This window comes from Candidatus Baltobacteraceae bacterium (assembly GCA_036489885.1).
Taxonomy (GTDB): domain Bacteria; phylum Vulcanimicrobiota; class Vulcanimicrobiia; order Vulcanimicrobiales; family Vulcanimicrobiaceae; genus JAFAMS01.
Map to the genome: position 1 here is coordinate 2,002,254 of DASXEW010000003.1, position 12,698 is coordinate 2,014,951.

At 60.6% G+C, this 12,698-nt stretch carries 9 protein-coding genes; 4 read left to right on the forward strand and 5 right to left on the reverse strand.

What is annotated here, in order from left to right:
- Positions 1-4: 4 nt before the first annotated feature.
- The gene (locus VGG22_15865; GenBank protein HEY1729851.1) at positions 5-385 is read right to left on the reverse strand and encodes a hypothetical protein; all 381 of its coding nucleotides are present in this window, start codon (positions 383-385) and stop codon (positions 5-7) included.
- 28 nt (positions 386-413) lie between these two features.
- Between VGG22_15865 and VGG22_15870 the strand changes: the two genes are divergently transcribed.
- Positions 414-1,958, forward strand: a complete 1,545-nt coding sequence (locus VGG22_15870) for an adenylate/guanylate cyclase domain-containing protein (protein HEY1729852.1) — start codon at positions 414-416, stop codon at positions 1,956-1,958.
- Positions 1,959-2,143: 185 nt separating this feature from the next.
- Positions 2,144-5,983, forward strand: coding sequence for a DNA-directed RNA polymerase subunit beta (rpoB, locus tag VGG22_15875; protein ID HEY1729853.1), 3,840 nt, complete (start codon positions 2,144-2,146; stop codon positions 5,981-5,983).
- On the opposite strand, the gene VGG22_15880 is transcribed toward rpoB, so the two are convergent.
- Entirely contained in the window at positions 5,980-6,987 is a 1,008-nt protein-coding gene (locus VGG22_15880) for an ABC transporter substrate-binding protein (protein ID HEY1729854.1), read from the reverse strand. The genes rpoB and VGG22_15880 overlap by 4 nt on opposite strands.
- 70 nt (positions 6,988-7,057) lie before the next feature.
- Here VGG22_15880 and VGG22_15885 point away from each other — a divergent pair, with 70 nt between their 5' ends.
- On the forward strand, positions 7,058-8,311 hold the full coding sequence (locus VGG22_15885; protein HEY1729855.1) for a Xaa-Pro peptidase family protein: 1,254 nt from the start codon (positions 7,058-7,060) through the stop codon (positions 8,309-8,311).
- A 78-nt stretch (positions 8,312-8,389) separates the two neighbouring features.
- Positions 8,390-9,271 carry an NAD(P)-dependent oxidoreductase gene (locus VGG22_15890; GenBank protein HEY1729856.1) on the forward strand — a complete coding sequence of 294 codons (882 nt, stop codon included), beginning with the start codon at positions 8,390-8,392 and terminating at the stop codon, positions 9,269-9,271.
- An 8-nt stretch (positions 9,272-9,279) separates the two neighbouring features.
- Here VGG22_15890 and VGG22_15895 read toward each other — a convergent pair whose 3' ends face one another.
- The 3 genes from VGG22_15895 to VGG22_15905 are packed head-to-tail and all read right to left on the reverse strand — an operon-like array spanning position 9,280 to position 12,681.
- Complete coding sequence (locus VGG22_15895) at positions 9,280-10,284, reverse strand: potassium channel protein (protein ID HEY1729857.1); 1,005 nt, start codon at positions 10,282-10,284, stop codon at positions 9,280-9,282.
- 7 nt (positions 10,285-10,291) lie between these two features.
- Complete coding sequence (locus VGG22_15900; GenBank protein HEY1729858.1) at positions 10,292-11,266, reverse strand: CHAD domain-containing protein; 975 nt, start codon at positions 11,264-11,266, stop codon at positions 10,292-10,294.
- A gap of 47 nt (positions 11,267-11,313) precedes the next feature.
- Complete coding sequence (locus tag VGG22_15905) at positions 11,314-12,681, reverse strand: hypothetical protein (GenBank protein ID HEY1729859.1); 1,368 nt, start codon at positions 12,679-12,681, stop codon at positions 11,314-11,316.
- Positions 12,682-12,698 lie beyond the last annotated feature (17 nt).

Sequence of the window (12,698 nt, forward strand, 5' to 3'; positions counted from 1 at the left end):
TCGATCAGAGGAAGATTGGCGGTGCGCGGCTTGCGCGGCGTCGCGCGAGCGGATCGAGACGATAAGCGAGGACGGTCGCGAGGCCGAGGTCACGTAGGACAGGGGTGCGTCCCCGGGACGCCGCTAGCCGTGCAAATGCCTCACCAATGCGCGCGAGGATCGGTTCGAGTAGGCGCCGCGCGATCGCGGTGACTGCTGCGCACGCGACGCCGAGAATCAACCCGATGGCACCACTGACCCAGCAGTGACAGCCGTCGATCTCAGGCAAACCCGCGAGCGCTCGATCCGCGCACAAATCGTACGCGTAGAGCATGCCGGTCGCGCCGGCGGTCACGATCAGGCCGAGTACCCATGGCGAGCACGTCCGGACCCAACGGCGAAGCATGATTAGGTATTACGGCGAAAGACCATCCGTGGCCTACGACGCCTTATTCCTTGGCGCGTTTTTCGGTGTGCTCATCGCCGTGGGTTTGTACCACGCGTTGATGTACGTCCTATTACGTAATCGAGAACTGCTCGCGTACGCGGTGTATGTCGCGGCGCTGGTGGCCGAGGAAATGGTGCGCACCGGCTTCGCCGCCGATTTTCTGCTGACGGGGACGACGCCGCCGCTCATCTCGTCCCTCACGTTTTCATTTCTCGCGATTGCCTCGTTCTGGTTCTTCACGTCGTTCCTTCAGATGCGCGAACGCGCTCCGCGCAGCTATCGCGCGATCGGTATTCTCACCGGCGTCGTCGTTGCGCTCAACCTAACGCTTGGTCCGTTTGGCGGCGCAGGCGTCTCGACACTGATCCAACTGCTATCGCTGCTGACGCTCTTCGCGGTGTTCGCCGTTGCCGTCGATCAGATACGGCGCGGCGATCGTACCGCGCGCTACTTCATCATCGCGTTTTGCGGCGTGTTGTTCGGCGCCATGCTCTTTGTGCTCGGGAAGATCTTTTGGCCGCAGACATTCCTCGTCAAGATCGGCTTCGAGCTCGGCACCGCGTTCGAGGCGGTCGCTCTGGCGCTCGGCCTTGCGGATCGGATTCGCCTCGCCAATGAGGAACGCGACGTCGCCCAGCGCCGGATATTGGAAGAGACGCGCAGTCTCAATGTTGCTTACGCGCGTTTTGTGCCGCGCGAGTTTCTCGAGCTTCTCGGCAAGGACGATGTACGCGAGGTTCGCCTGGGCGAAGCGGTCCAGCGCGAAATGAGCGTGCTCTTCAGCGATATCCGTTCGTTCACGTCAATCTCCGAGAAGATGACGCCGCGCGAGAATTTCGATTTTCTCAACGGCTATCTCGAACGCGTCGGACCGATCGTGCGTCAATATCGCGGTGTGATCGACAAATATATCGGGGATGCGATCATGGCTCTGTTCGCGGGAACCAACTCCGACGACGCGCTCCGCTGCGCGATCGGACTGCAGCGCGAGGTGGCGGCAATCGACGTCGAGCGGGTCGCCGCAGGCTTGCCGCCGATTGCGATCGGCGTGGGCCTTCACACCGGCGCCCTGATGCTCGGAACGATCGGCGAGAGCGAGCGAATGGACGGCACCGTCATCGCCGATGCCGTCAATCTTGCCTCGCGGGTCGAGGGGCTGACCAAAAACTACGGAGCGGCTGTGCTGCTAACCGAGCAAACGCGCGAACGGCTGGCGGATCCCTCGCGATACAGCCTGCGCCACCTCGGCCGGGTTGCCGTAAAGGGCAAGGCCCATGGGGTCGGTCTGTATGAGGCCTGCGACGCCGATGCTCCGCCGGCGCTGGAGGCCAAGGTCGCGACCCTCGGCGAGTTCGACGCAGCGGTCGAGGCGCTGGGTGCCGGCCGGTTCGAGGAAGCGCAGAGTATATTCGGCCGGGTCCTCGAGGGGAGCCCGGGGGATGCCGCCGCCGCCTACCTTCAGAAGCGCGCTCAGGCACTCCGAAATGCCGGTGAACCATGGGACGGAGTCGACCATGTAACGACCAAGTGACCGGCCTTGACCCCTCCGTAGGCCCGTGATACGATACCGGCCTATGCCGCTCGGCTAGTGCCAAGCGCCGATGAAGCGAGGTCCTCTATTCGAGGTGGGGAGACCTTGCCTTTTTGCGTTGTGGTGCAGTCAGGCGATTCGGCGGCAACCGCGGTGAGCGGACCGGTCTTTATAACGAAGAGTAGATGGCGACAAAGGCGACAACGAGCACACCAAAGACGAAGACTGCCAGCCCCAAGACCCGGAGCAAGAAAAAGGCAGACGGAGCGACCGGAAACGGTTCAACCGCTACACTTCCGATTGCGACGTTCCAGGTAAACGCGGAAGCGTTTACCGTTCCGACGGCGCCGGATCCGGGGCCTAAGCGCGACCGTCACGGGTTCGCGAAGATTCCGAACGTTCTCGACCTTCCCGATTTGATCGAGCTTCAGAAAGCTTCGTTCAAATGGTTTATCGGCGATGGTCTGCGTGAAGCGTTCGATTCGATTTCACCGATCAAAGATTTCACCGGTAACTTGGTGCTCGAATTCGGCGAGCACAGTTTGGGTGAGCCGAAGTATTCGGTCGAGGAATGCCGCGAGCGAGACATGACGTATAGCGCACCCTTGCGCGTGCGCGTGCGCTTGATTACGGCAGAGTCGGGCGAAATCAAAGGCATTCCCGACCAAGAAATCTTCATGGGCGACTTCCCGCTCATGACCGACAAGGGTACGTTCATGATCAACGGCGCCGAGCGCGTGATCGTGAGCCAGCTCGTACGCTCGCCGGGCGTGTACTTCTCACAGGACGTTGACACGAACAATCGCCCGGTTTTCAACGGGACGATCATCCCAAATCGCGGCGCTTGGATAGAATTCGAAACCGACAACGGTACGAAGAACGACGAGACCGAGGGTACGATCGGCGTTCGGATCGACAAGAACCGCAAGATCTACGTCTCGACGTTCATTCGCGCGCTCTCGAAGCCCGAGATGGGCCACAACTGGGAGAGCGATGAAGCGATTCTCGAGCTCTTCGACAACTCGCCCGTCGTTCGTAACTCGATCGACAAAGACAGCGACGTCAAGACGCACGAAGACGCGCTGAAGGAAATCTATAAGAAGCTGCGGCCCGGCGAGCCCGAGAACGCGGAGAACGCCGAAAAACTGCTCGAGTCGTTGTTCTTCGATGAGAAGCGCTACGATCTGGCCGGCGTCGGCCGTTACAAGCTTTCGGGCAAGCTCGAACGCGACTATAACGATGCGCACGTCGCGATTCCCAGCATCGAGAAGAAGTGTTTGACGCGCGAAGACATGGTCGCCGTCGTTCGCCGGCTGATCAAAGTCGTCGAGCGCCGCGCCAAGGTCGACGACATCGATCACCTCGGCAACCGCCGCATCCGTTCGGTCGGCGAGCTGCTGCAGAATCAGTTCCGCGTCGGCCTGCTGCGCCTCGAGCGCGTCGTGCGCGAGCGCATGACCGTTCAAGACATCGAAACGGTCACGCCACAAGCGCTGATCAATATCCGGCCGGTCGTTGCCGCGATCAAAGAGTTCTTTGGTTCCAGCCAACTCTCGCAGTTCATGGACCAAACGAATTCGCTCGCCGAGCTGACCCACAAGCGCCGTCTCTCGGCGCTTGGACCGGGTGGTCTTTCTCGTGAACGTGCCGGCTTCGAAGTCCGCGACGTCCACCACAGCCACTACGGGCGCATCTGTCCGATCGAGACGCCCGAAGGTCCGAACATCGGACTGATCGGTTCGCTTGCGACGTATGCGCGCGTCAACCGCTACGGCTTCATCGAAACGCCGTATCGTGTCGTGCACAACGGCATCGTCACCGATGAGATTCGCTATCTCACAGCCGATCGCGAAGACGAGTTCATCGTTGCGCAAGCCAACACGCCCGTCGACCCTAAGGGCAAGATCACCGCAGACTCGGTCGTTTGCCGCTACGCCGAAGAATACGTCGAAGAGCCGCCGCAAAAAGTGCAGCTCATGGACGTTTCGCCGAAGCAGATCGTCTCGGTCGCGACCGCACTGATTCCGTTCCTCGAGCACGACGATGCGAACCGCGCTTTGATGGGCGCAAACATGCAGCGTCAGGCTGTTCCGCTTCTGCGTCCTCAAGCTCCGGTCGTCGGAACCGGCATCGAGTATCGTGCTGCGAAAGATTCGGGCGGCTGCGTGCTCGCAAATGCCGACGGCGAAGTCGTTGCCGTCGACGCCAAGCAGATCACGGTCAAACACGACGAAGACGGCCTCGAGCATCCTTACGACCTGCTCAAGTTCACGCGCAGCAATGCCGGAACGTGCATCAATCAAGCGCCGATCGTTGAAATCGGCGAACACGTCGTCAAGGGCCAGATTCTCGCAGACGGACCTTCGAGCGAACAAGGCGAGCTCGCGCTCGGCCAAAACGTGCTCGTTGCGTTCATGCCGTGGGAAGGCTACAACTACGAAGACGCGATCCTGATCTCGGAGCGGATGGTCAAAGACGACCGCTTCACCTCGATTCACATCGAGGAGTACGAGTGCGAAGCCCGCGATACGAAGCTCGGACCCGAAGAGATCACGCGCGACATTCCTAACGTTGGCGAAGATTCGCTCAAGGATCTCGACGAGAACGGCATCGTTCGCATCGGCGCCGAGGTTCGTCCTGAAGACATCCTCGTCGGGAAGGTTACGCCGAAGGGCGAAACCGAGCTGACGGCTGAGGAGCGTTTGCTGCGCGCTATCTTCGGTGAGAAGTCACGCGAAGTGCGCGACACGAGTCTCAAAGTTCCGCACGGCGAAAAAGGTAAGATTATCGACGTCAAGATGTTCTCGCGAGAGAACGGCGACGAGTTGTCGCCCGGCGTCAATCATCTCGTGCGTGTCTACGTCGCGCAGAAGCGCAAGATTCTGCAAGGCGATAAGATGGCAGGCCGTCACGGCAACAAAGGCGTCATCGCCAAAGTACTTCCGGAAGAGGACATGCCGTATCTCGAAGACGGCACTCCGGTCGACATCGTGCTCAACCCGCTGGGCGTACCATCGCGTATGAACCTCGGGCAAATCATGGAGACTCATCTCGGATGGGCCGCCAAGATGCTCGGGATGCGGATCGCTACGCCCGTTTTCGACGGCGCGCACGCGGAAGATATTCGCGAGTGGCTGCAAGACGCGGGTCTTCCCGCCGACGGCAAAGCTTGGCTGCGCGACGGACGCACCGGAGATCGGTTCAATCGGCCGATTACCGTTGGTTTCATCTACATGATGAAGCTCGCCCATCTTGTCGACGACAAGATCCACGCGCGCTCCACGGGTCCATACTCGATGATCACGCAGCAACCGCTGGGCGGCAAAGCCCAGTTCGGTGGGCAACGTTTCGGCGAAATGGAAGTCTGGGCGCTGGAAGCTTACGGCGCAGCATACACGCTGCAAGAGCTGCTCACTGTCAAGTCCGATGACGTCGTTGGTCGCGTGAAAACGTACGAAGCGATCGTCAAGGGCGAGAACGTGATGGAGCCAGGTGTTCCGGAATCGTTCAAGGTCCTCATCAAAGAGATGCAGTCCTTGGCGCTCGACGTCAAAGTCCTCACGGAAAACCGGGAAGAGATCGAGATCAAGATTGCGGACGACGACGTCGGTGAGCGTGCACAAGAAATCGGCTTGCTCATGGGCGACGAAGATCCGCGCTTGACTCAAACCGCTGCGGCGCAGCGTGAAGCCGAGCAAACGCGCGGTGTCGCCGAAGTTGGAGAAGCCGAACCCGACGAGGAAGAAGAGGAAGAGGAAGAGCCGGACGACACGGCTGCACTCGTTGAAGCTCCGCGTACGGCGCGTGCCTCAGAACCCGACGAGGAACTTGCCGCGAGCGCCAACGGCCGAGCGCCGGTAACCGAAGACGCGGAACTCTTGGGCGACGCCGAGGAAGAGCCGGTCGAGGTCGTAGACGAGGAACTCGAAGAAGGCTACACAGTCGAAGAAGAAGACGAAGAGGTCACCGAGGAAGAGGAAGAGGACGACTCACCGCTGGGTGCCTCGACCGACGAAGACTACTAGTGTAGCGCTCGTCGCCAATAACTCTCATCGATGTACTTCATCGGATCTTTGAGAGTCTTCTTGGGCTCCCCATATCTGCTTCGCAAATCGAGGACCGTCCGAACGCCGCGGATATCAATCGCGCCGTTCGGAACGATCCCGTTTGCGCGGTCGATGATCTCGCTGTAGACGAGCGGCGCCACCTCGGGCGGAATGTTTCCTTGCTTGGTGAGGATCCCGATCGTCTCGTTCTTGTTGCGTCCGTCATAGAGCCAACGTAGCGCCGCAAGATAACCGCGAATGTAACGGACGAGCACATCGCCGTTTTGTGCAATCCACGAACGGCGCGCGACGCCGGTGTAGGCCTGATAATGTCCGACGATGTCAAGGGCCGTTCCGAGCTTGTGACATCCCTTCGCATCGGCTTCGAGATCGAACGGCGCGGTGAGGATTGCCGCGCTATATTGCGCACCGGTCGTAAGGGCTGCGAATCGCTTCGGCGTCCCGCCGGCGGCCGCGAGCTGGTAGTCCCCTTCATTCAACCCGGCGAGCTCGAGCATCCGGCGCAAGACGAACGTGAAACCGGTTTGCACCGCATCGACCGCGAGCGTGGTGCCTTTGAGATCGGCATAGCTGCGGATGTCGGGGCGTGACCAGAGCGTGAGCAGCCCGCTGTCACCACCCATAAACGCGACGAAGTCGGCCGGATTCTTCAGATCCGTGGCTCCCTGGCCTTCATCGTAGGCGATGACGTTGTCCATCGCGGTGACCGCAATGTCGAAGTCGCCGGCGCTGAGATGCTGGAACATGTAGACAGAGCTCGGCGTGATCTCGGTCGTCACGTTAAGGTTTGCTTTGGCGAAGAACCCCTTGGCGATTCCGCACCAAACCGGCAGATTCGATGCGACGCCAAAGAAGATTACGCGCACGTTGGCCGGCGCGGTTTGCGCGAACGCGGCGCCGGGGGAGAGCGCCAGACCGCCGAGTGCGGCGGTTGATTCGATAAAGCGTCGTCGTGATGTCATGCTGCAACTTTCCGGCTTTCAAGGAGGGCGCCCTTGCGTAGCAGTAGGGGGTCGTAGGAGATAACTGATCATGACATCGCTTCGTTCCGATGCTCCGATCCCCGCGCCCGGCACGATGGCCGTCGACTTCGAGGAGCGCGTCGATTTCAATCGGCTGCGCGAATACCGGTTGGCGCGGGCCCGCGAGGCGCTGAACAAGTCTGATCTCGGCGCGCTGTTGCTGTTCGATCTCAATAACATCCGCTACGTAACCAGCACGGCGATCGGCGAGTGGACTCGGGACAAGATGACGCGTTACGCGCTCCTGACGCGGACGGGCGAGCCGATGGTTTGGGACTTTGGCTCGGCGGCTAAGCATCATCGGCTGTATTGCAACTGGTTGGAAGACGCGAACATCCGCGCCGGGCTCAACGGCCTGCGTGGCGCAATTCAACCCGAAGCCGGTCTGTTCGAGCGCTGCGCAAAAGAAATCGCCTCGCTGTTGCGAGACGCCGGCGTGGCGAACATGCCCCTTGGGATCGATATCATCGAGCCGCCGCTCTGGTTCGAGCTCGAGAAGCAAAAGATCGAGATTCGCGACGGACAGCAAGTGATGCACGACGCACGCGAGATCAAATCATACGACGAAATATTGCTGTTGAGCACGTCGGCCGCGCTCGTCGACGCAACGTACCAGGATATTGCCGAGGCGCTCAAACCCGGGATCCGCGAGAACCAGATCGTCGCGCTTGCAACGAAGAAGCTCTACGACCTTGGTGCAGACGACGTCGAATCGATCAACGCGGTATCGGGTGAGCGCTGCAATCCGCATCCGCACAATTTTACGGATCGTCTCATTCGCCCGGGCGATCAGGCCTTCTTCGATATCATGAGCGCCTTCAATGGTTATCGCACATGCTACTACCGCACGTTCAATGTCGGACGGGCGACGCAGAGCCAGCGCGACGCGTACAAGCGGGCGCGAGAGTGGATCGATGCGTCGATCGACATGATTCGGCCCGGCGTTACGACCGATCAAGTCGCCAAAGTGTGGCCGAAGGCGGAAGATTTCGGGTTCCCAAGCGAGATGGAGGCCTTCGGTTTGCAGTTCGGACACGGCGTTGGATTGGCGCTGCACGAGCGTCCCGTGATCAGTCGCTTGAATTCACTCGATTACCCGATGGAGATTCGTGAAGGTATGGTGTTTGCGCTCGAAACGTACTGCCCCGCATCCGACGGTTTTTCTGCCGCGCGAATCGAGGAAGAAATTGTCGTAACCGCAACCGGGCGCAGTGTGATAACGCGTTTTCCGGCCGAAGAGCTCTTCATCGCGAACGAGTACTAGGGTGGTGAGTATTAGGGTGATGGACCGAGCGCAGGAGCGCGTGGGGGGTGCGGAGCCCGGGGCGGAGCACCTTTCAAAATGATAGGAGTAATAGGGCTCGGTGAAATGGGCGGCGGCATGATGAAACGGCTGCTGCTCGCCGGCGCAAAACCCGCCGGCTACAACCGGACGAAATCAAAGGCCCAGGCGTTCATCGATCAAGGGATGGCGTTTGCCGATTCTCCGCATGCACTCGTCGAGATGTGCGACATCGTGGTCAGCATCGTCACAAACAACGAAGCTCTGGTATCGATCGCAAGCGGACCCAGGGGTATTCTCTCGGCGCTGGGTCCGGGGAAAATCTGGATCGAGATGAGCACCGTCGCGCCGCACATCATTCAGGCGCTCGGTGACCGGGCTTCAAAGACCGGTGGTACGTTGCTCGACGGCGCGGTGCTCGGAAGCCCACTTACGATCGAGCAGGGCAAACTCGTCATCTTGCTCGCGGGCGACAGCGCCGCGTGTGAGAGAGTCAAACCGGACCTGCTGAAGATCGGCCCAATGGTACGGCGAATCGGTGAGATCGGTCACGCCAAGGTCATGAAGGTAGCGGTCAATCTCAACTTGCCGGTTCAGATCCTTGCGCTCAGCGAAGGTCTGTTACTTGCCGAGAAGAGCGGGATTTCGCGCGAGGTTGCGCTCGAAGTGATGCTCGGCGGCGTCATCGCGTCGCCGATGCTGCATTACCGCGCGCCATTCATCCTGAACATGCCGGATAAGGCGTGGTTTGATTGCGCTATGATGCAGAAAGACGTGAACCTTGCGCTCGAGCTCGCGGAAGAAGTCGGCGTTCCTTTGCCGACTGCAGCGGTGGCAAATCAAATGCTGACGTCGGCACGCGCGCAAGGTCTGGGCGAGTATGATTTCGCCGTGCTATTTTTCGCACTGGCCCACGCCGCCGGCGTCAACGCCTCTCCCTGACCCCGCGGTTAGCGGGCTCGGCCTAAGGCATCCTCGAGCGCTCGAATCGAGCTGCTGGGGCCTGCGACGACAAGCTCGTCGCCGGCACGCAGGGCGGTATCGTGTGGCGGGCGGAATTGCATTGCGTCGTCGCGTTTGAGCGCAAGAATGATCGTTTCGCTGATTGCAAAGAGGGCTTTGATCGGCTGCCCAATTAGTCGCGAACCGTCGCGGACGACGAAGTCTTCAAGTGAAAGCGCCTTGCTTTCCGCGTCGAGAACGGTGTCCAAGAACTCGATCGCGGTTGGTCGCATGGCAAGTTGCGCCATGCGCTTACCGCCGATGCCGTAGGGCGAAATGATATTGTTCGCGCCCGCGAGTTTGAGTTTGGCGAGTGAATCCTGGGCGTTCGCGCGAGCGATGATGTAGACGTCGGGACGCAACATACGGGCCGAGAGCGCGACGTAGACATTTTCTGCATCCTGATCGGTCGCGATCACGAGCCCGCGTGCACGCTCGATACCGGCCGCTTTGAGCGTCTCGACGTCGGCCGGGTTACCGTGCACGACCGCATAGCCTTGTTTGGCGGCATTATCCAAGGATGCCGGGTTGGTATCGAGGATGACTACCGTTCGTTGCGCTGCCACGAGATCGCGCGCAATCGATTGTCCGACGCGGCCGAACCCGCACAGAATATAATGATCGTTCATTGCACGTACGCGCGCGCGGATGCGCTGCTCACCAACTGCCGCAAAAAGATGTCCTTCGAGCAAATAGCCGGCCACCGACAAGAACACGTAGCCGGTGACGCCGACGCCGAACACGATGACCCCGAGGGTCCACAAACGTCCCGCAGTCGAGAGATCGTGTGACGAGTCGCCGACGGTCGATATCGTTGCAATCGTCATATAGAGCGCGTCGAACGGTGACCATCCTTGGATGATCATGTACCCGAGCCAGCTGACGACGATGACGACGGCGAACAGTGTGACCGAGACTAAGAGCCGTCGTGCGGATGCCGAGGCGGGGTTCATCCATGCATCAGGTCGCGAACCACTCCTCGCGCAGCGCTTTCCGCCGCAGTGTTTGCCAGTCACGGCGCGCGCGTTCTCCGTCGACGGCCTCGAGTGCAAGAAGCTCGCCGATGAGGACGTTCGCGCGGTCGTGCACGACCAAGCTTCGGAGCCGCTCTTCGATCAGCGTGCCGTCGCTGATCGCGCCCAGCGCTTCCTGCAGGCGCTCCATGCGACGCGCCATGCGGCGTGCCGGCTTTCCGAGAACATAGGCGCACGCTTCGGCAACGTAGCGTCCGTTGCGAACTGCGATGCGAGCGTGGTGCAGCTCGCTCGGAGAACTTTCTTTTACGGCTCCGCACACGGCTTTGCGCACGCGTTTCGCCGCTTTGCGCAAGCTCTCCGAACCAAGTGATTCGGCGTTGGATTCCGCGTCGGATGCAAATACGGGCACCGTTGCCGCCGTCTCGAGCACGTCAAGAAGGCTTCGGTAACGTGAATCATCGAGCGTCGCGAGAAGACGCTTGCGCGCCGCCTCGCCGGCGGCTTCGAGCGGATCGAGCACGGCCTCTGCATAGGGGCGTTCAGTCGCGGGAATCGCATCGACACGCGAACGCAGCGCATGAACCGTCACGTCGATGTCGCGGACGGTGGCAAGCTCACTCGCAAACCAGCGCAGCTCTTCCCGCAAGGTATCTACCCACAAGCGATCGAGAAACGGACGGAAACCGCGAAGCATCGCCCGGAGCCTGCGAACGGTCGAGCGCGCGTGGTGTACGTCTTCTGGATCTGCGCGCAATCGAATGAGGACTTCGTAATGCAGCAGATCGAGTACGCGCCGCGCCAGCGCTGATCCAACCAGGGTGACGCCCGGTGCATCTTCGGGGACGCCCTGAGTCTCGTCGGGCGTCGTTAGCGCAAGGGCACGCTCATATCTCCCGGCAGTAACGGCGGCAGGAGAACCATTGGTGAGAAACGGTTCTGTACCCAGATGACTCGCCATCCCGCTCAGCCTTTGCCGTGGCCCGCTCGCTCGTCCTTGTGGAAAACCTATGCCGGGACCGCTTCCGAACCGAAGAGGCTGTTTTGCTCTCGCCGCAGCTTCCACACAATCGAGCTTTCGTCGAACTCGACGTCGCCTTCGCTGATCGGATGGTCGATGGGGACGTCGTGTTTCAGTTTGAGTCCAGTCGCCAGGCCCATCGGCACGAGCCGTTCCCCTTGGGCGCGACGTGCGGTCGTAAGGAGCCCGTAGGTCGCGTAACCACCCTCACCATCGATGATCTCACCGGCGCGCATTGCTTTGCGCGTCGCGCAGACCGTCTCACCGATCGGTCCGTGCACCGGAGCGCCGGTCGCTTCGCTGCGTAAAGCGACGTTTGCAATCGAGATGCCGATCTCGAGCCCGATGAGGTGATATGGACGCCAGAGCGCCGTGTACTTCCCGGTTGGGTCCGTGTACATGCCGTATTCGGTGAAGCAGCGCTGCGAGTACGTCGACTCGGACGTGAAGCACACGAAGACGCCGAAGCGGATATGATCGGGGACGATCTTGCCTTCGTCGTAAAGGTAAGTGACGACGTCGAGAATACCATCGCGTTCGAGGACGCCGCCTTCACTGATCGGGCGCATCTTCGCGGCCAGCTCGCTCGTCCCAATCGGCGCAAACGTAAGGCCGTTCTGCGGAACTCCGATCCCCGTCGCATTCGCGATCGAGTTCATCTCGATCGCCGACTTCGTCCCGTCGAGGAACGAATTGAACATCTTCGGATTAAAGCCGCCGAGCCGGATCTGCTCTTCGGTGAATCCGAAGTGCTGCAGCGCGGTGTCCGGCGTGCTGTAACGCCACTTCGGAAGATACTGCGTCCCTTTGCCGGCGGCCGTGACCGTGAAGCCGCAGGTGCGAGCCCAATCGATCATCTCGCAAATGATCGCGGGTTGATCCCCGTATGCAAGCGAGTAGATGACGCCGTGCTTTTGTGCGTGACGATAGAGCATTGGGCCGACGACAACATCGGCTTCGACGGTTACCATTACAACGTGGTGCCCGGCATCCATTGCCGCGATCGCGTGATGCGTCGCCGCTTCGACGTGCCCGGTAACCTCGAGTACGACATCGACGTCGCACTGCGCCGCGATCTCGCCGTCTGGAACGATGGCTGTTTTTCCGTTTCGCGCGACGTCGTTTGCAGCGCCGACGGAACCGGCCGCGACGAAACGATCGGCTTCCCAATTCGCACGTGCCGCAGCTGCGCGTGCGCGTTCGATATCGAGATCGGCGAGAGCACAGAGCTGAACGCCCGGCATGAGGCGCAACTGCGCGAGAATCATCGTTCCGAATTTGCCGGCGCCGATTTGCGCAACACGAATCGGGCGGCCTTGTTCCGCTCGGGCGGCAAGCATGCGTGAGAGGCTCATTCGTGGTTCTACAGAAG